This window comes from Tenebrionibacter intestinalis (assembly GCF_016632365.1).
GTDB lineage: Bacteria > Pseudomonadota > Gammaproteobacteria > Enterobacterales > Enterobacteriaceae > Tenebrionibacter > Tenebrionibacter intestinalis.
On record NZ_JAEPBH010000026.1, the window covers coordinates 21,025 to 40,017 of the forward strand.

The following is an 18,993-nucleotide window of genomic DNA, read 5'->3' on the forward strand; positions in this document are numbered from 1 at the left end:
GCAAAAAGCCCGGGTCGCGTTTTCCTGGTATCGGCGCTTTTCTGGCTGGTTATTAATAGCGAATGCGTTTTCTTTTTAAAATGTAATAATTAACTAACCGCCAGGTCGCCCGTTGTGATATTAACGCTTATTCAGCGAGCTGAATATAAGCGATATGCGTTAAATAAATTACGGCGGCGGTCCGGCGCCCTGCGTTTATTGTTAGCGTGTCCGGCTCCATGCATCTGGTTGCCGGATATTATAAAGCGCCTGGGTTTTCCGGGCGTTTTGCTTACTGGCGCTGCCGGCGAAGGCCATTTGCCGGTTTTGTTGCCAAATGGTTGCATAGTTTTTGTGTTATCTTTAAATGCAAACCCGAAAAATAGTCGGGTACCGCTTTTTAAGTGAGACGGAGGAGCTATGTCGCTAACCCTACGTGAAACCTGCCAGGATATGCTGCAGGTACACAATAAAAGCTATCGCTATTACAGCCTGCCAAAAGCCGCAGCCATTCTGGGCAATATTGACCGCCTGCCAAAGTCGCTCAAAGTTTTACTGGAAAATTTGCTGCGCTGGCAGGATGGTAATTCCGTTACCCATGAGGATATCCACGCGCTGGCTCACTGGGTGAAAACGGCCCATGTAAATCGTGAAATAGCCTACCGTCCGGCGCGCGTGTTAATGCAGGACTTTACCGGCGTACCGGCTGTTGTCGACCTTGCTGCCATGCGTGAGGCGGTAAAACGCCTCGGCGGCGATGTGGAAAAGGTCAATCCGCTTTCGCCGGTCGATCTGGTGATTGACCATTCTGTTACCGTCGATCATTTTGGCAATAACGACGCCTTTGACGCCAACGTCAGGCTGGAAATGGCGCGTAACCACGAACGTTATGCTTTTTTGCGCTGGGGACAGCAGGCTTTTAACCGTTTCAGCGTGGTGCCGCCTGGCACCGGTATCTGTCATCAGGTTAATCTTGAATATTTAGGTAAAACCGTATGGAGCGAAGAACAGAACGGTGAAGGGGTCGCCTGTCCTGATACGCTGGTCGGTACGGACTCCCATACCACGATGATTAACGGCCTTGGCATTCTGGGCTGGGGGGTTGGCGGTATCGAGGCCGAGGCGGCAATGCTGGGCCAGCCGGTTTCGATGCTTATTCCTGACGTGGTGGGTTTTAAACTGACCGGTAAACTGCGCGAGGGCATCACGGCGACCGATCTGGTGTTAACCGTAACGCAAATGCTGCGCAAGCACGGCGTGGTCGGGAAGTTCGTAGAGTTTTTTGGCGACGGGCTGGACAGCCTGCCGTTGGCCGATCGCGCAACCATTGCCAACATGGCGCCGGAATATGGCGCGACCTGCGGATTTTTCCCGGTTGATGCGGTTACGCTGGAATACTTGCGCCTGAGCGGGCGTAGCGAAGCGCAGGTGGCGCTGGTTGAAGCGTATATGAAGGCACAGGGAATGTGGCGTAACGCCGGCGATGAACCGGTATTTACCAGTGCGCTGGCGCTGGATATGGGCGAGGTTGAAGCAAGCCTGGCCGGGCCGAAACGCCCCCAGGATCGCGTGGCGTTGCGCGATGTGCCCCGGGCTTTTCGCGCCAGTGAAGAACTGGAAATTAACGCTCCACAGCCCCCGCGCCAGCCGGCGCCCTGCCTGCTGGAGGGTAAAAGGGTAGATTTGCCCGACGGGGCCGTTGTGATTGCTGCGATTACTTCCTGCACTAACACTTCTAACCCGGGCGTACTCATGGCTGCCGGTTTGCTGGCGAAAAAGGCTGTTGAACGAGGACTGGTGCGTAAACCGTGGGTAAAAGCATCGCTGGCACCGGGCTCGAAAGTGGTGTCGGATTATCTGGCGAAAGCCGGCTTGACGCCGTATCTCGACGAGCTGGGTTTTAATCTGGTCGGCTATGGTTGCACTACCTGCATTGGTAATTCCGGCCCGTTACCGCAAGCGGTGGAAAATGCGATCCGCGCCGCCGATTTGACCGTAGGCGCGGTATTGTCCGGTAACCGAAACTTTGAAGGCCGCATTCATCCACTGGTAAAAACTAACTGGCTGGCTTCGCCGCCGCTGGTGGTTGCGTATGCGCTGGCGGGTAATATGAACGTAAATCTGGTCCAAAATCCTCTGGGAGAAGATAAAAACGGCACGCCGGTCTATCTGAAGGATATCTGGCCGTCTACGCAGGAGATAGCCCAGGCGGTAGCCGATGTTTCAACGGCTATGTTTCATAAAGAGTACGCTCAGGTGTTTGAAGGGACGCCGGAATGGAAGGCTATCGACGTTGTTCATTCCAGCACCTATCATTGGCAGCCTGACTCCACCTATATCCGCCTGACGCCGTTCTTTGATGACATGCTTCACGCACCGAAGCCCGTTGAGGATATTCACGGCGCGCGCCTGCTGGCGATACTGGGCGACTCCGTGACCACTGACCATATCTCACCGGCAGGCAGCATTAAAGCAGACAGCCCGGCCGGGCGCTATCTTCAGGAACATGGCGTAGCGCGTGAAGAATTTAACTCTTACGGTTCAAGGCGCGGCAATCATGAAGTGATGATGCGCGGTACGTTTGCCAATATCCGTATTCGTAATGAAATGGTGCCCGGCGTGGAAGGCGGTATGACGCGCCTGTTGCCAACACAGGAAGTGATGTCTGTTTATGATGCGGCGATGGCGTATAAAAAGCAGGGCGTCCCGCTGGCTGTCGTGGCGGGCAAAGAGTATGGTTGCGGCTCCAGTCGCGACTGGGCGGCGAAAGGGCCACGCCTGCTTGGCGTGCGCGTGGTGATTGCGGAAACTTTTGAACGAATACACCGCTCCAACCTGATTGGGATGGGAATACTGCCGCTGGAGTTCCCGGATGGCGTTAACCGTAAAACGCTGCGTTTGACCGGGGAAGAGCGGATTGATATTCATAATCTGGCTGCACTGGAACCGGGGGCGACGGTATTGGTAACAATAACGTTCCCCGCAGGTCACGTCGAAACCGTTAATTGCCGCTGTCGCATTGATACGGCGACGGAACTGACGTATTACCGCAACGACGGTATCCTGCACTATGTTATACGCAGCATGTTGAATTAAAAATAATCCACCTGCGTAGCAGGTGGATCGAGACGGCTGACAAACCCCATCCTGTCGCAGACAGGATGGATGAAACACAATAAAAAATAAGGAAAATCAATAGTTTGATTTTCGCCTGCTTACCATAAAGAAGGGAAAGGCCCGTTTTTTCCTTCTTTGCCAACAACCTGAATCCACCTGCGTAGCAGGTGGATCCCGGATGTGCGGCTTGCGTTATTCCGAGAGCAGGTGACCCATACGCGCGGCCTTCGTATCCAGATAGTGGGCATTTTTGGGATTACGCCCGACAATAAGCGGTACGCGCTCCACAATATTAATGCCCGCTTCAGTCAGTATTTCAACTTTGCGCGGATTATTGGTCAACAGGCGAACGGCCTCCACACCAAGCAGTTTGAACATATCGGCGCACAGGGTAAAATCACGCTCGTCGGCGGCGAAGCCCAGTTGATGATTCGCCTCCACTGTGTCATATCCCTGATCCTGGAGCGCATAGGCGCGAATTTTATTCAACAGACCAATGTTACGGCCTTCCTGGCGATGATAGAGCAAAATACCTCGCCCCTCCTCAGCAATGCGCGTCAGCGCCGCCTCTAACTGGAAACCGCAATCACAGCGCAGGCTGAACAGCGCATCGCCGGTAAGGCATTCTGAGTGGACGCGCGCCAGTACAGGCCCGCTGCCGCTGATATCGCCATAAATCAGCGCGACGTGATCCTGCCCGGTCGCCAGTTCTTCAAAACCCACCATCAGGAAATCGCCCCAGGGGGTAGGCAGTTTGCACTCTGCCACGCGTTTAAGCTGCATGTGATTCTCCAGATAAACCTAAACCGCCCGCCGGAATTCGGGCTGTATGCCATTATTATCCGTTATTTTGCCATATTCAGGCCATTAACGCCTCCTTGCTGTCCAGGCTGCTATCTTCGCCGTTTCGCACGCTCAGGGTTTTACCGCAGATGCACTTTTTCAGTTATCCTTGACGAGCTTTGTAAAATAAGGGAATACCATGCTGACTATTGCCAAACGTACTGCTTTTGCCGCGCTGCTGCTGCTTATCGTACCGGTATTTGCCATGCTATCAGGTTGGGTATGGCGACCAGATCAGGATGCGCTGTGGTTAAAAATGATGTACTGGATAACGGAAACGGTCACGCAGCCCTGGGGGATTATTACCCATGTGGCGCTTGTCGGCTGGTTTCTGTGGTGCCTGCGCTTCAGGTTGAAAGCAGCGCTGGCGCTGTTTACGCTTCTTGCTATTGCGATACTGGCAGGTCAGGGCGCTAAGTCTGTCATAAAGGAGCAGGTTCGGGCGCCTCGCCCGTATGTGGCGTGGCTTGAAAAAACTCACAACGTTCCGGTTGAGCAGTTCTACAATTTAAAGCGTAAAGTTCGTAGCCAGTTGGTGGCGCGCCAGTTGCAGGATGAAACGCGCATTCCTTCATGGCTGCGCGCGCACTGGCAAAATGACACCGGCTTTGCTTTTCCATCAGGGCATACCATGTTTGCCGCAAGCTGGGCGCTGTTAGCCGTGGGGCTACTGTGGCCGCGGCGGCGTATTATCTCTATCTCGCTGCTGATGCTGTGGGCCTGTGCGGTAATGAGCAGCCGGCTGCTGTTGGGCATGCACTGGCCGCGTGACCTGATTGCGGCAACGCTCATTTCCTGGCTGCTGGTGACGCTGGCCTGCTGGCTGGCGCAACGGTTTTGCGGGCCGCTGGCTCCGCCTTGCAAAGAACAAACTGAAATTGATAAACGCGCGCGCTGATAGCTTAATGGAGTACAAAAGCCGCAAGCGGCTTCATAAATTAAGCGTTGCCAGGCGGTTAGTGATTCCCCGTCAGTAAGGGAAATGGTAATTTATAGCGCTGAACATGATGTTCCGATCAGTTTTTACCCAATAACAACATATGGGAAGTGATGTGAAATATATACTTATTTTATTACTGGTTCTGGCGATTTTTATCGTTTCAGTCACCCTGGGCGCGCAAAACGGGACCCAGGTGCACTTTAACTATCTCATTGCGCAGGATGATTTTAGTATTTCTACGTTGCTGGCCGTGCTGTTCGGCGCAGGCTTTATTATTGGCTGGCTCATCTGCGGCCTGTTCTGGCTGCGCGTTCGCGTCTCGCTAATGCGCGCCGAGCGCAAAATCAAGCGTCTTGAACAACAGCTAATTACGTCCAGTGTCGTGAATCCAGCGACGTTGCCTGCGTCCGCAAAGGAATAAATTTTTATGCTGGAGCTGTTATTTCTGCTGTTACCCGTTGCCGCAGCCTATGGCTGGTATATGGGCCGCAGAAGCGCGCACCAGGATAAACAACAGGAAGCGAATCGCCTGTCGCGTGAATATGTGGCGGGGGTTAATTTCCTGCTTACAAATCAACAGGATAAAGCAGTTGATTTGTTTCTTGATATGTTAAAAGAGGACACCAGCACCGTTGAGGCTCACCTCACGCTTGGCAATCTGTTTCGCTCGCGCGGCGAAGTTGACCGGGCTATACGTATTCATCAGTCCCTTATGGAAAGCGCGTCGTTGAGTTATGAGCAGCGTCTGCTCGCAGTGCAGCAACTCGGGCGAGATTACATGGCGGCAGGTCTGTACGATCGTGCGGAAGATATGTTTAATCAACTGGTGGATGAGACCCATTTTCGCGTCGGCGCGCTTCAGCAACTGCTGCAAATTAACCAGGCCACCAGCGACTGGCAAAAAGCTATTGATACCGCAGAGCGCCTGGTGAAACTGGGGCAGGAAGGGCAGCGCGTTAAAATTGCGCATTTTTACTGTGAGCTGGCGCTGCAAAGTATGGGAAATGACGATCTCGATCGCGGTCTGGCTTTATTAAAAAAAGGGGCTGCGGCAGATCGCAACAGCGCACGCGTGTCCATTATGATGGGCCGTATTTTTATGGCGCGCGGCGACTATGCCAGGGCGGTGGAGCATCTGAAGCGGGTCATTGAGCAGGATAAAAACCTGGTCAGCGAAACGCTGGAAATGCTGCAAAACTGCTATCAGCGTCTCAATAAACCGCAGGAGTGGGAAGCGTTTCTACGCCGCTGCGTGGAAGAAAACAGTGGCGCAACAGCGGAACTGATGCTGGCAGAAATCGTTGAGCAAAAGCAGGGCAGAGAGGCCGCGCAGGAATATATTACCCGGCAGTTGCAGCAACACCCGACGACGCGTGTCTTTCACCGGTTAATGGACTATCACATCAGCGAAGCGGAAGAAGGCCGCGCCAAAGAGGGCCTGATGGCGCTGCGAGATATGGTGGGCGAGCAGTTGCGCACCAAGCCGCGCTATCGCTGCGAAAAATGCGGATTTACCGCTTTTACTATGTACTGGCACTGTCCGTCCTGCCGCGCCTGGTCCACCATTAAGCCGATTCGAGGACTTGACGGGCAGTAATATTTCTAAAAAAATCGCACTTTAGTTACAACATGCTAAACAGAATCTTTATGTCCACCCGGCATACATCGTGCGAAAACGCAGTCAGACAACAACACAACTGTCAATTTGCCAGGGGGGCGGGTAAAATGCGTGCCGTTTATTTACTGTGACACGCAAAAGGAACAGCCATGAAGTCTGCCGAAACCGTTTCACGCTCTGTTACGGATTCCCCCATTATTGTCGCGCTGGACTATAACGATCGCAGCCAGGCCCTGGCGTTTGTCGATCGTATTCAGCCGGCGTCCTGCCGTCTTAAAGTTGGTAAAGAGATGTTCACGCTGTTCGGGCCGCAGTTTGTTCGTGAATTGCACCAGCGCGGTTTTGATGTTTTTCTCGACCTGAAATTCCACGACATTCCGAACACCGTGGCAAAAGCCGTAGCGGCGGCGGCAGAGCTGGGCGTATGGATGGTCAATGTTCATGCCAGCGGCGGCGCGCGCATGATGCGCGCGGCACGAGAAGCGCTACTACCGTTTGGTAAAGACGCGCCGATGTTGATTGCCGTAACGGTGCTTACCAGTATGGAAGCCAGCGACCTGGCAGACCTGGGCCTGACCACGTCTCCGGCCGATTACGCTATGCGCCTGGCGCGTCTGACGCAGACATGCGGCCTGGATGGCGTGGTGTGTTCGGCACAGGAGGCAGTAAGCTTTAAACGTGAATTGGGGGCTGGATTTAAGCTGGTGACGCCCGGCATCCGCCCGGCAGGTAGCGAAGCAGGCGATCAGCGACGTATCATGACACCGAAGCAGGCGTTGCGTGCGGGAGTGGATTATATGGTGATTGGCCGCCCGATTACCCAGGCCGCCGAACCAGCCCTGGCGCTGTGTGATATTCTTGCCTCATTGAACGGAGAGGCCTAATGCGTGATGACAACAGCCGACTGGTTTATTCAACTGAAACGGGCCGTATTGATGAACCTAAAGCAGTAGCTAAGCGGCCGGTCGGTGACGGTATTGTGCGGATTCAGCGCCAGGTCAGCGGGCGAAAAGGCAAGGGCGTGTGCATCATCGCCGGCATTAACGCTGATGACGATGAGCTGGCGAAACTCGCAGCGGAACTAAAGAAAAAATGTGGTTGTGGCGGGGCGGTAAAAGAGGGGGTGATTGAAATTCAGGGCGATAAACGCGAGCTACTAAAATCGCTTCTTGAAGCAAAGGGCATGAAAGTAAAACTTGCCGGCGGCTAAAAAACGCCGGGCTGCGGTTTGCGCCGCAGCCCTTTGTATAAACTGACTCGTATCGTACTATGACAGTAGTGCGCTAATAAATTATCAGCTTATTTAACCTGGTGGCCGATAATCCCGCCGACGGCAGCGCCGCCCAGCGTTCCCAGCGTACTGCCGTCAGTCAGAATAGAACCACCGATGGCTCCCGCACCTGCGCCAATTGCCGTGTTGCGGTCGCGTTTAGACCAGTTACTGCACGCGCTCAGAGACAGCGCCAGGGTAACAGCCAGAACAGCAGCAGCGATTTTTTTGCTATTTAACGACATAATACTTTCTCCCGAATATAAGATTCACAGAAGCAAGTTTCCGTTCAAGTATAGTGTTCTTTTACACTTAAGGCGCTTCTGTGAGAGATGCTGCGATAAAAAGCGAAAAATCACTGGTGTGATCGTTTTGCCTTACTTATCAAGGTTGATGATTGTAGATTTTGCAGGGCATTAAGACAGGTAAATATTCTTAAAATAATTGTGCGACAGGAACCCCGCCATACGGATCAACGCCACCGCTGAGGCATCTGTCAGCGGTGGCCTGTCTCCCCGGGCAGTAAGATAACAGGGCTCAACCGCTGCGGTAGGACGGGCGAGAGAAGTATTACGCCGGGCTTGCCGCTGTCAGCCAACGCGGTATTACACTATCAGCACGCATTACAGCGTGACCGATAAATCCAAATGGCTATCTGCGTATTATTCCCGGTTCGCATGCAAGCAGAGCATGGCTGTTTCCCTTTTCGTTGCATATCGTCACTTAGCTATCCACGCTTTCGCATATTCAGAGGCGGTGTCTAAAGTGAAATTATCCAGCGTATTACACGTCGTCGATTTTCAGCGGTATGACATAGCTATCAGCGCGCCTGATGGCGACAGCAATAAAAATTAACATCAACGCAATGTGCTTAAGCTTATGTCTGACGTATAAAATAAAAACTTATCTGCACTCACTTTATTACTATTATAAGGGTGATGTGTGAAGGAATATCCTTTATTATCAGTAATAGCCATTAAATAAGTTCGATGAAAATAGTGAGTTATGCTAAATGGAAGTGCTCATTAAAACTTTGGTAAGGAGGCTGACATTATCGCTGGCGCTCCAGGAATTGTTAGTGGTTTACTAATAAATTACGATTGGTTGAACCTTTTAAAATTTATTCATCGATCTGTAAAAACTATTTGACTTTATTTTACTAAAAATGCACTATTTTACCGCGGGTGATTCTTTTTAGTATTACTTTTGCCTGTGTTGTAGTGTTATTTAAATATCTATCATAAACAAAAAATAGCGGCATGGATGGCGTCGTGCGTAAGCTATTGTCTGAATAAGTCCCCCAATCCGTTTCATCTTTATTAATGCCGGTGCATTATTGCCGCCTGTTTTATTCCATTAATATCTTTCTTTTTAATTACTTGCAATTTTCAACCTGACACCGTTAGTTATAAAAAGCTAAATTTCCTGAAGCAAAATTAAATTCTGCAGTTTTCTAACTCTTGTCTTTCTGATTCTTTTTTCTGATATTACCAGGGTGTGGGAATGCGCACCCTGAAAAAATCGACATTTTTAATTAATAAAAATGGGCAGGGATAACGCATATAGAAAAAGTTTTTTAACGTCAATAGCCCGGATAAGGTAAAATAAGGAACATTCAATGCAATTCGAGACCGGTGAAAAAACAGTGTGGTGCCTGCTACGCTGTAAACAAAATACGTGGCGCACAACAATGCTGTCGCTTGAACAGTTAGGACTGCGCGTACATTGCCCGCTCATTCATGAACGCAGACGGCGTAAAGATACACAAAATAGCTTTCGCCTGGTCTGTTATCCCGCATTTCCTGGTTATATCTTTGTTTGTCTCAATGCCGAACGGTTTTCTGTAACGCCACTGTATTCCATTCCGGGAATTTTAGGGCTGGTTAAATGGGGAAAAAGAATTGCCCGTATTGATAGTGCTACGATGTCAGCATTAATCATGGCAGGAACCAGAGTTCTGGAAGCCACAACGTCAGAGTTTCAGTGTATTGGAATCCCGGATAAGCTTACTGCAACAATAAAAAGGATTTATGAACAAACCGATCCTGATGAACGCGTTAATTTTCTGCTTGATTTAGTTTCCCGGGAACGTATTGCGCTGATAAAGAAAGAAGAAAACCTGTCATATTAATTTTACTGCTTCTCACCATATTTACGCTAACCCCATCCGATGGCTACGTTGGAAAATTAACGGGCTATATTTTTAAAACCATACAGGAGTTATTGCTATGTCATTTCATGAACTTGTTAAACAACAAATATCGGATCTTACCGATTTTGATGTGAATCAACTACGAAATGAGACGTCGGTAGCGGAAATTGGCCTGGCAAGCCTCGATTTTCTCTCCATACAGGTAGCGATTAAAAGAAAGCTGGATATAGAAATCGATCTTAATCGATTAACTACTGCCAATGTTACTACATACGGGGACCTCATTACTTTTCTGGAAACATATTAACAGGAGTATACGACATCATGAACAGAGTCGTTGTTACGGGGTATGGCGCTATTTGCCCACTGGGTGATAACAGTGGCGATATCTGGCAGGCCATTATGAGAAAAGAAAGAGGCTACACGCGTGTCGACAACCCAGGCGAGGGCATTAATGCCCGTTTCTTTGGGAAAATCGAGCGCCCGCTTAACCTCCGCGCTTTTTCTAAAAGAATACTTAAAAATACGCCGCGCTTTGCACAACTTGCCCTGATTGCAGCAAAGGATGCTATTGCTATGGCGTTTGCCGATACTCACACCCCGCTTGCGCACTATTCGCCACGGCAATGCGGCGCAATTGTCGGCACCGGTTGGGGAGGGTTTGATGATACTGCTGCGAATTTTTATCAGTACCGTGAAGGTACGGCGTCCATTCAGAGCTGTTTTCACACTATGCCCAGTATTGCAACATCGGCTGTTGCCATTAACTGGGGTTTAAAGGGCTATCAGAATACGCCGGTCGCCGCCTGCGCTACCGGAAATATTGCGATTGGCGATGCCTGGGCACTGCTTAAAAGCGGCACAGTGCAAATGTTGCTGGCTGGCGGGGCGGAAAGTACGCTCACGCCTTTTCCTGTGTGGTCGATAGACGTGCTCGGCGCGCTCAGCAAGGAGCAGCACGATCCGGTTAAAGCCTGCTGCCCGTTTAGCCGGGAGCGTAGCGGTTTTGTGATGTCGGAAGGCGCAGCCATGCTTTGCCTGGAGACGCTGGATAACGCCCGGCGGCGTAATGCGGTTATCTATGGCGAAATTGTTGGATACGCCAATCACAGCGATGCCTGGGTAAACCTGACCGCGCCAGCTCCGGATTATGAAGGAAAAATTGCCGCAATGACGGGCGCGTTGCACAGCGCGGGCCTGACGATTAATGAGATTGATTATATCAATGCGCACGGAACGTCAACGCCGGCCAATGATGTGAACGAGACAGAGGTAATTAAAAAAGTTTTTGGTGAGCGCGCCCACTCTGTCCCGATATCCAGCACAAAATCGTATACCGGCCACCTCATTGCCGCTGCCGGAGCGATTGAAACGATATTTTGCCTGAACAGCATAAATGGCGACGTGGTTCCGGCGACCATCAACCTCCGCCACCCTGATCCGGCATGTGATTTAGACTACGTTGCCAACGAACACCGTTACCTTTCGCAGCTTAAGCATGTCATGAACGTTAACTATGGCTTTGGCGGCGCGAATAGCTGCCTGATTATCAAAAGGATGTTGAATGATTAAGGCGTTTGATAATGAAGATATAAAGCGTTGGGCGCATTTTTCCGGGGATTACAATGGTATTCACTTTGACGCTGAGCTGGCGAGGAAAAATGGTCTCAGGGATATAATCATCCAGGGGATGCTGGCTCTGACAGAAGTAAAAATACAATTGTGCCCCAGGGTGGATAAACCCTCTACAATACATTTCTATCTGAAAGAACCTGTCGCCAGAGACACCGATATCCATTATCAGCTCTGCGCACGCCCGGGCGGCTATTTTTGCTCGGCGTCCACATCGGATAAAACGTGTATTACCGGCAGACTGAAAGAGGGCATCCCGGGGGCAATAGCGCGAGCCGCTACGCCTGTCGATATCGATAATAGGTTTATTCATGAACAGCTAACGCTCCTTCGCATGCTATTTCCGGATATGAAAGAAAGCTGGATATTAATGGATGCCTTTCTTTTCAGCGTTTGCTTTAAATATCAGCATGGCGATCCTTTCTTTATGAAAGCGAAGAAGATAACGCGCCAGCCGGATAAGTCCAGAGTCGTCACATACCAGGTTGACCAGACCATTATTCTCACTGATGGCATATTTAACTATGATTTTACCGATCTTGCAGGATTAACTTTTTATTTTCAGGACAGGGATATTATTAAGGAAGACTTTTCAGTCTATAGCATCCTTGATTATCAGGTCTATTATCATCAGAAACTTCTTTTTCAGTCCTCAATGGGAAGCGTCACCCGGGCCTCATTAAATGAAGGGCAGCAATAATATGGTCAGAAAAAATAAATGGGTGCTGGTCACGGGCGGCAGTCGTGGTATCGGAGCCTGTATTGTAACGACATTAGCCGGTGCCGGTTATGACGTTATCTTTACCTGCCATGACAGCCAAAAAGAGGCGCTACGGTTAGTTGATGAGGTCAGTCATGATAACAGCCGGTGCCAGTATTACCGATGCGACGTTAGCGATGCTGAGCAGGTGAAAAAGCTCTGTAAGCATTTAATCACAGAGTATGGCGCGCCTTACGCTATCATTAATAATGCCGGAATAACGCTGGATAACCTCCTGATTAATACACGTTCCGAAGACTGGCATCGCATTATTGCGACAAATCTGGACGCACAGTTTTATTTTTCTCAACAACTTTTACCGGCCATGCTCTCAACCGGAAGCGGTTGCATTATTGGTATTAGTTCGGTTGCGGGTATCAGAGGAAATATTGGCCAGACAGCCTACTCGGCCTCAAAAGCGGCGCAGACAGGCTTTACCCGTAGTCTGGCAAGAGAGGTCGGACGATTTAATATTCGTGTTAACAGTATCGCCCCAGGCATTATTGATACCGCTATGCTCAAATTATTGCCTCCAAAAGCTTTAACACGGCTGGTTTCTCAGGTTGCACTTGGTAAACCCGGTTGCACGGAAGATATAGCTGCTATGGTGGAATTCTTATTAAGCGATCGTGCGCGTTATATTACCGGCCAGACGCTGGTGATAGACGGTGGATTGTCAATTTAACAAAAAGGTTAACTGTATGAAATTAAGGAAAGTACCGAATGAGGTATTCAGCATGATGGATCTTAATGCGAAATTTAACTATCGCTGGATGCCGGATACGACATTTTCACTGATGGGGTTGGGTATATCCTACTTGCTGGAATTCTTCGAGTTTTACGGCGATGCAATCAGTAAATATTATGACCGGTTTATTAAAAACACCCCCTACGAAGACTCGCGATTTCATGATTTTATTTCTCAGGAGCGGCGGCATGCCGCCGCGCACAAGCGCCTGAATATGTTTATGGCTAAAAACCATCTGCCGCCGACGCGGGAAAAATACCACCCCCGCGTTTATGATTTCATGTATATGACGTATAAAACGTTTGTTGAACCGAATATTCAGGGGATTGAGGCAGATGAAAAAGACGGTAAAACGCTTGATGGCGATAGCTTTCGTGAAGCGCTAAAAACACTTGCTGTATTTGAAACGGAAGTGTGTATGGCCGCATTTTCTTTTTTTGATAATTTATTTGATAAAGGAAAAATTGAGCATATCGCATCGTTATCCGAGAACCTGGCCGTGCTGTATCTTCTCGGCTATCACTATGCTGAAGAGATGGAGCATTGTCATGTTTCTATTGAAACCTACGAAAATATCTATGGTGAAACACTCTGGAATGAGAAGTCAATAGAACAATATAGTGGCAACAACGATATCCTCTCACACCGTATTATTAACGCCACGCTGTTTGTCGCCCGGGAAATGGGCGTAGAAATCACGGTTAAACAGATAAACTCACGACTGCCGGACAGAAAAAGAAGTATACGTCCGGGGTTTAATGCCAAAAGCGCGCGGGAAAAATCTAAAATCGATTATTTAGTCAATAAATGGGATTTGGAGTGGGAGCCGCTGCTGCTCAGTAAAATTAAACAACAGCTACAGGAACGGGCAGCCTGAGGCAGGAAAAACGGCTGATAACGAATAAGGATAAATACCCTATGAATATGCGCTCCCGGCCCACGCGGGATGACGACAGGACGCCGCGCCTGGATAATTCACATAACCGCCACGTGACTCAAAAACCTGCCCTTGTCATTATTTTTTATTATCAACGTTGCCCGCAGGTGTTGTCTGAAGCTCTCACATTGCTTTGTACGTCAGCATATACCCTGCGTACCGTGAATTTGTGCGAGTGCCCGTTGCAGGAAGAAGGCGATAGTGCAACGTTAACAACGGTGCAACGGATTAATGCGGCGTTTGAACGGGCCGTAACCGGACATCACACGATAATAGCGATCGGCGCAGGCGAAGCGGCGTTGCCGGCGGCCTGCTGGGTTCACGACTATGCGCCTGCGCTGGCAGCGCTAATACTTGCGGCGCCGCGCTTTTTGAGCAGCCCTGGCGGGATGGCGACATCTTTTCAGCGTGAAGCGACCTGGATGCGCCGCCGGTTATTCTCAGACTGCGCGGCCATTGGCATACCTGTGCTGCTGGCCTATACCTGCCGTATTTTACGGCGGGAAAAATCGGCGCTCGCAACGCTTAAGGCAGGGCTGGCAACGGCCGTTGTCCATCAGGAAATCGTCGAAGTTGACAAGCCGTCTGCATATGCCCGGCTGGCAACGTTATTTGAACAGTTTATCCAGCATAGCCGCAGCCTGTCGGCTGATACGCTGTCTTTGCTGTATGCCGACTGTGCCGGTAATACCTGTGAGGAGAGAAACCGGCTTAGTGAAGCGGAAACAAACAGGATTAAAAGAGTGTACTGGCAATTAAGTCGTGCCGCGCTCACTGTGTGTGGTCGTCATTCGACAGGTATTGCTCTGGGGCTGGAACACGGGTTTGATTCCGGTGTGATGCTGGATTATGTCTACAGCAATCAGGCGACCGGCAAAAATGGGGTAGGCCGGTTTATTGACAGGCTTTATCTTAATAGTATTCCCTGGCGGGGGGTAAGGATCAGAGAGCAACTGGTTGCGCAGTTTATCGCCGGGGCTGTCGGCAGGTTAAAGGGCAGGGGGAATGAGATCAACCTGCTGGATATTGCCGCAGGCTATGGCCGGTATTTCTTTCAGCTTCCTGAACAAACGCTGCTGGCGATTAACGCGGCTTTACTCAGGGATTACGATCCGCTAAACGTTGCGCGCGGAAACGCGCTTATTCAGGAAAAAGGGCTGGAAAACAGCGTAACTTACCAGCAAGCCGATGCTTTTTCTGAAGCAGACCTGACGGCGCTTCCTGCGGATCGCACGCTTGCGATAGCTTCCGGGTTTTATGAACTTTTTAGCGATAATGCGCAGGTTTTAATGTCTCTCAGGGGGATTTCACGCTCGCTGATGCCGGGGGGATATCTGGTTTATACCGGTATCCCCTGGCACCCCAGGCAGGAGTTTATGGCGAGGGTTATGGTGCGTAATGGCGATAAAAGCGCATGGGTTTTGCGCCGACGCACGCAGCGTGAACTGGATTTTCTTATTGCCAGCGCTGGCTTTGTGAAATTAACCCAGCGTACCGATCCCTGGGGCATTTTCTCCGTGTCGTTAGCCTGTAAACTCCCGACAGAGAGCGCTCCTTAATGCGGCTGCTGAGACTGCTGACAAACCCCATCCTGTCGCAGGCAGGATGAAACACAATAAAAAATATGGAAAGCCAACGCCTTGGTTTTCGCCCGCTTACCACAAAGCAGGAAAAAACGGAGTTTTTCCTGCTTTGTTAATAAACTGAGCAGCCGCTTTGCGGCTGCTTTTTTGAACCCGGTAATCAGGCCGTCGGCCGACAGATGATGCTACGGGTTTCCATGCGCACTTCAGCGATAGTTACATCTATTACATCGGTGACTTTATAAGCGGTTTCACCTTTGATTTGCACCGTACCATTTTCCTGACTGCATACCAGCTCATCACGTACCGCGTGCAGGAACGGCGCAGGGATAAAGGCAATGGCGCCGTTATCAACCAGACGAATGCGCATACCGCCACGGCTGATATCGATAATTTCCGCCGGGAAGCGGGTATCGGTACCGGCATGTTTTTGTAAAAAACGGGCGTACAGCCAGTCCCCCACGTCGCGCTCCGCCATGCGATTCAGGCGGCGGCGCTCGCTCATCTGCACTGTCAGATCTTCCTGCGGACGCGGTGCGGATTCGCCTTTAATAATCGCTTTCAGCAGACGGTGGTTAACCATATCGCCAAATTTGCGGATAGGCGATGTCCAGGTTGCATAAGCCTCCAGACCAAGACCAAAGTGCGGGCCGGGCTGCGTGCTGATCTCTGCGAAAGATTGATAGCGGCGGATGCGGCTGTCTAAAAAACCGGTCGGCTGCGCGTCGAGTTCGCGGCGCAGTTTGCAGAAACCTTCAAGCGTCAGCACCTCTTCGGCGTCAATATGCACCCCGTAGGTTTTCAGCATTGCGGCAAGTTGTTCAGTATTAGCCGGGTCAAAACCGGTATGAACGTTATAGATGCCAAAACCCAGGCGCTCGCGCAGCACAATAGCGGCGCAGACGTTAGCGGCAATCATGGCCTCTTCGACGATACGGTTAGCGATGCGGCGCGGTTCGGCGACAATGTCCAGCACTTCGCCTTGCTCGCCAAGTACAAAGCGGTAATCCGGGCGATCTTTAAATACCAGCGCATGTTCGTGTCGCCAGCCGCTGCGGCATTCGCATACGCGCTGCAATAGCGTTAACTGCTGTGCGATAGCGTCGCTTTCCGGCTGCCAGCTTCCCTGGCCTTCAAGCCAGTCAGAGACATCGTCATAGACCAGCTTCGCTTTGGATTCTATCGTGGCGGTAAAGAAGCGAATGTCGTCGATAGCGCCATTATCGAGCAGCGTCATACGGCAGGCGAGCGCCGGGCGCACTTCATTTGGACGCAGCGAACACAAATCGTCGGACAGCTCGCGCGGCAGCATCGGGATATTAAAGCCCGGCAGGTAGTTGGTGAAAGCGCGTATCCGGGCGGCTTTGTCCAGTTTACTGTCTGCGGCGATCCACGCGGTTGGATCGGCGATAGCGACCGTCAGGCGCAGTTTGCCCTCGGCGTCCTGCTCCACGTATAGCGCATCGTCCATATCCTGCGTGCTGGCGCTGTCGATAGTGACGAAATTCAGCGCCGTTAAATCTTCACGCGTCAGCCCCTCGTCAAGCATCTGCGTTGCCACGCCGTCTGGCGCTTCGCGTTCGAGATTGTGACGCGCCAGGGTGACCCACCACGGCGCGAAATGGTCATCGCCAAAGGTAATAAAGTGGGTCAGTTCAGCGTAAAAACCGCGATCGCCTTTCAGCGGGTGGCGGCGCATTTCCGCCACGGCCCAGTCGCCTTCCTGGAATTCATGCTTCAGGCCGCGTTCGGGGCGACAGGGGATGGCATCTCTTAATAAAGGATGATCCGCAATGATAGCGTAGCGATCCTCTTTTTTTTGCACGCGGCCCACAAAGCGAGTGAGAAACGGTTCGAGCAGCGCTTCCGGTTCGGCGGTTTCACGATCTTTGTCGGTGTGAATCACAGCGGTTACGCGGTCGCCGTGCATAACTTTTTTCATCTGCGGGGGCGGTATGAAGTAGCTTTTGTTGGCATCCACTTCAAGAAAGCCAAATCCTTTTTCTGTGCCTTTTACCACCCCTTCGACGCGTGGCGTTTGAGCGTGGAGTTGCTGTTTTAGCTGAGCAAGCAGCGGGTTATCCTGAAACATAGCATTGAGTTTTCGTGGCCTAAGAGCGGCAGACATTTTTACGCGAATACGCCTGTTGCAGCAAGCGCTGTTTCGTCTTAATCGGCGCAGCCCAGCCCTGTAGGGGCTGTCCAGCCAGCCGCAACGGCCACGCCATTCGGCCAAACCCCATGGCTAAGCGTGTAAAGCGGCGCCAGCGCAGTGTGGGTAACGACCGGGCAGATTGAGGTGAAAGAAAGGCGATAACGCATAGCGGAAAAAGCATAAGAAGCCGGGCGACGTCAGCCGCCCGGCGGGCGCTTATTTCAGTTCCAGTTCGTTCATAGCGGCGATGCTGAAGCCGCCGTCTACGTGAACCACTTCGCCAGAGATACCGGCGGAAAGGTCAGAGCACAGGAAGGCCGCAGAGTTGCCTACATCTTCAATAGTGACGGTGCGGCGAATAGGGGTAACCGCTTCGCAATGCGCCAGCATTTTACGGAAATCTTTAATGCCGGATGCCGCCAGGGTACGGATCGGACCTGCGGAGATAGCGTTAACGCGCACGCCTTCCGGTCCCATAGCGTTAGCCATATAGCGAACGTTCGCTTCCAGCGAGGCTTTTGCCAGACCCATGACGTTGTAGTTCGGAATTGCGCGCTCGGCGCCCAGGTAGGAGAGCGTCAGCAGGGCGGACCCCGGGTTTAGCTGACTGCGGCAGGCTTTCGCCATTGCCACAAAGCTGTAAGAGCTGATGTCGTGCGCGATTTTGAAGCCTTCGCGGGTAACGGCGTTGACATAGTCGCCGTCTAACTGGTCGCCTGGCGCAAAGCCGATGGAGTGCACGAAGCCGTCAAATTTTGGCCAACTTTTCGCCAGCTCAACAAACAGCGCGTTGATGCTCTCGTCCTGAGCGACGTCGCACTCCAGCACCAGGCTGGACCCCATCTCGGCAGCGAATTCTTCCACGCGGCCTTTCAGCTTTTCGTTCTGGTAGGTAAAAGCCAGTTCAGCGCCTTCACGGCACATCGCCTGTGCGATACCGTATGCAATAGAACGGTTACTGGCGACGCCTGTTACCAGAATGCGCTTGCCGGTAAGAAAACCCATAGCATTTGATCCTTATCGTTGTGGCTCAATCACGCCTTTCAGTCGGCGTTGGTGAAATTAGTACGGATAACGGGGGATTATATCCCACAGCCCTGGTCCTGTGTCGATAATTTTCACCCGCATTAAGGCTGTGGTCGGCGCAGAGATAACGCAACTAAACGGGCCCGCCAACGCTAATATCTGGTGCCGTCCATTTTCCTGGCCGGGCGCGTCAATTCGACAGGTCCGCCAGCGGAGCATATAAGCGGAAGAAG

The 18,993-nt window shown here is 51.3% G+C and carries 17 protein-coding genes; 13 read left to right on the forward strand and 4 right to left on the reverse strand.

Annotated elements, in window-relative coordinates; translation table 11 throughout:
- Positions 1 to 399 precede the first annotated feature (399 nt).
- Complete coding sequence (gene acnA, locus JJB97_RS10970) at positions 400 to 3,075, forward strand: aconitate hydratase AcnA (RefSeq protein ID WP_238714054.1); 2,676 nt, start codon at positions 400 to 402, stop codon at positions 3,073 to 3,075.
- Positions 3,076 to 3,288: 213 nt separating this feature from the next.
- Here the strand turns inward: acnA and ribA are convergent, their stop codons facing one another.
- Complete coding sequence (gene ribA, locus JJB97_RS10975; protein WP_238714055.1) at positions 3,289 to 3,879, reverse strand: GTP cyclohydrolase II; 591 nt, start codon at positions 3,877 to 3,879, stop codon at positions 3,289 to 3,291.
- Between the two features lie 199 nt (positions 3,880 to 4,078).
- On the opposite strand from ribA, the gene pgpB reads away from it, so the two are divergent.
- The 5 genes from pgpB to yciH all read left to right on the forward strand — a co-directional run bounded on the left by pgpB (position 4,079) and on the right by yciH (position 7,707).
- A complete protein-coding gene (pgpB, locus tag JJB97_RS10980; RefSeq protein ID WP_238714056.1) occupies positions 4,079 to 4,837 on the forward strand; it encodes a phosphatidylglycerophosphatase B in 759 nt (252 codons plus the stop codon).
- A gap of 154 nt (positions 4,838 to 4,991) precedes the next feature.
- On the forward strand, positions 4,992 to 5,300 hold the full coding sequence (locus tag JJB97_RS10985) for a LapA family protein (RefSeq protein ID WP_238714057.1): 309 nt from the start codon (positions 4,992 to 4,994) through the stop codon (positions 5,298 to 5,300).
- A 6-nt stretch (positions 5,301 to 5,306) separates the two neighbouring features.
- Positions 5,307 to 6,476 carry a lipopolysaccharide assembly protein LapB gene (gene lapB / locus JJB97_RS10990; RefSeq protein WP_238714058.1) on the forward strand — a complete coding sequence of 390 codons (1,170 nt, stop codon included), beginning with the start codon at positions 5,307 to 5,309 and terminating at the stop codon, positions 6,474 to 6,476.
- A 170-nt stretch (positions 6,477 to 6,646) separates the two neighbouring features.
- A complete protein-coding gene (pyrF, locus tag JJB97_RS10995) occupies positions 6,647 to 7,381 on the forward strand; it encodes an orotidine-5'-phosphate decarboxylase (RefSeq protein WP_238714059.1) in 735 nt (244 codons plus the stop codon).
- Complete coding sequence (gene yciH / locus JJB97_RS11000) at positions 7,381 to 7,707, forward strand: stress response translation initiation inhibitor YciH (protein WP_238714060.1); 327 nt, start codon at positions 7,381 to 7,383, stop codon at positions 7,705 to 7,707. Before pyrF ends, yciH begins: the two co-directional genes overlap by 1 nt.
- A gap of 89 nt (positions 7,708 to 7,796) precedes the next feature.
- Here the strand turns inward: yciH and osmB are convergent, their stop codons facing one another.
- Entirely contained in the window at positions 7,797 to 8,012 is a 216-nt protein-coding gene (osmB, locus tag JJB97_RS11005) for an osmotically-inducible lipoprotein OsmB (protein ID WP_238714061.1), read from the reverse strand.
- 1,373 nt (positions 8,013 to 9,385) lie between these two features.
- Between osmB and JJB97_RS11010 the strand changes: the two genes are divergently transcribed.
- The 7 genes from JJB97_RS11010 to JJB97_RS11040 all read left to right on the forward strand — a co-directional run bounded on the left by JJB97_RS11010 (position 9,386) and on the right by JJB97_RS11040 (position 15,555).
- The gene (locus JJB97_RS11010; protein ID WP_238714062.1) at positions 9,386 to 9,898 is read left to right on the forward strand and encodes a transcription termination/antitermination NusG family protein; all 513 of its coding nucleotides are present in this window, start codon (positions 9,386 to 9,388) and stop codon (positions 9,896 to 9,898) included.
- 97 nt (positions 9,899 to 9,995) lie between these two features.
- Positions 9,996 to 10,226 carry an acyl carrier protein gene (locus tag JJB97_RS11015; protein ID WP_238714063.1) on the forward strand — a complete coding sequence of 77 codons (231 nt, stop codon included), beginning with the start codon at positions 9,996 to 9,998 and terminating at the stop codon, positions 10,224 to 10,226.
- A gap of 17 nt (positions 10,227 to 10,243) precedes the next feature.
- Positions 10,244 to 11,491, forward strand: coding sequence for a beta-ketoacyl-[acyl-carrier-protein] synthase family protein (locus tag JJB97_RS11020; RefSeq protein WP_238714064.1), 1,248 nt, complete (start codon positions 10,244 to 10,246; stop codon positions 11,489 to 11,491).
- Positions 11,484 to 12,251, forward strand: a complete 768-nt coding sequence (locus JJB97_RS11025) for a MaoC/PaaZ C-terminal domain-containing protein (protein ID WP_238714065.1) — start codon at positions 11,484 to 11,486, stop codon at positions 12,249 to 12,251. The genes JJB97_RS11020 and JJB97_RS11025 overlap by 8 nt, the downstream gene beginning before the upstream one ends.
- Before the next feature lies 1 nt (position 12,252).
- On the forward strand, positions 12,253 to 12,996 hold the full coding sequence (locus tag JJB97_RS11030; RefSeq protein WP_238714066.1) for an SDR family oxidoreductase: 744 nt from the start codon (positions 12,253 to 12,255) through the stop codon (positions 12,994 to 12,996).
- Between the two features lie 16 nt (positions 12,997 to 13,012).
- Positions 13,013 to 13,936 carry a metal-dependent hydrolase gene (locus JJB97_RS11035; protein ID WP_238714067.1) on the forward strand — a complete coding sequence of 308 codons (924 nt, stop codon included), beginning with the start codon at positions 13,013 to 13,015 and terminating at the stop codon, positions 13,934 to 13,936.
- Between the two features lie 41 nt (positions 13,937 to 13,977).
- Positions 13,978 to 15,555: a class I SAM-dependent methyltransferase family protein gene (locus JJB97_RS11040; protein WP_238714068.1), complete on the forward strand. Its 1,578-nt coding sequence runs from the start codon at positions 13,978 to 13,980 to the stop codon at positions 15,553 to 15,555.
- A gap of 184 nt (positions 15,556 to 15,739) precedes the next feature.
- Here JJB97_RS11040 and JJB97_RS11045 read toward each other — a convergent pair whose 3' ends face one another.
- Complete coding sequence (locus tag JJB97_RS11045; RefSeq protein ID WP_238714069.1) at positions 15,740 to 17,671, reverse strand: exoribonuclease II; 1,932 nt, start codon at positions 17,669 to 17,671, stop codon at positions 15,740 to 15,742.
- A 279-nt stretch (positions 17,672 to 17,950) separates the two neighbouring features.
- Positions 17,951 to 18,739 (reverse strand): enoyl-ACP reductase FabI, encoded by a 789-nt coding sequence (fabI, locus tag JJB97_RS11050; protein ID WP_238714070.1) that lies wholly within the window; start codon positions 18,737 to 18,739, stop codon positions 17,951 to 17,953.
- Positions 18,740 to 18,993: the final 254 nt, after the last annotated feature.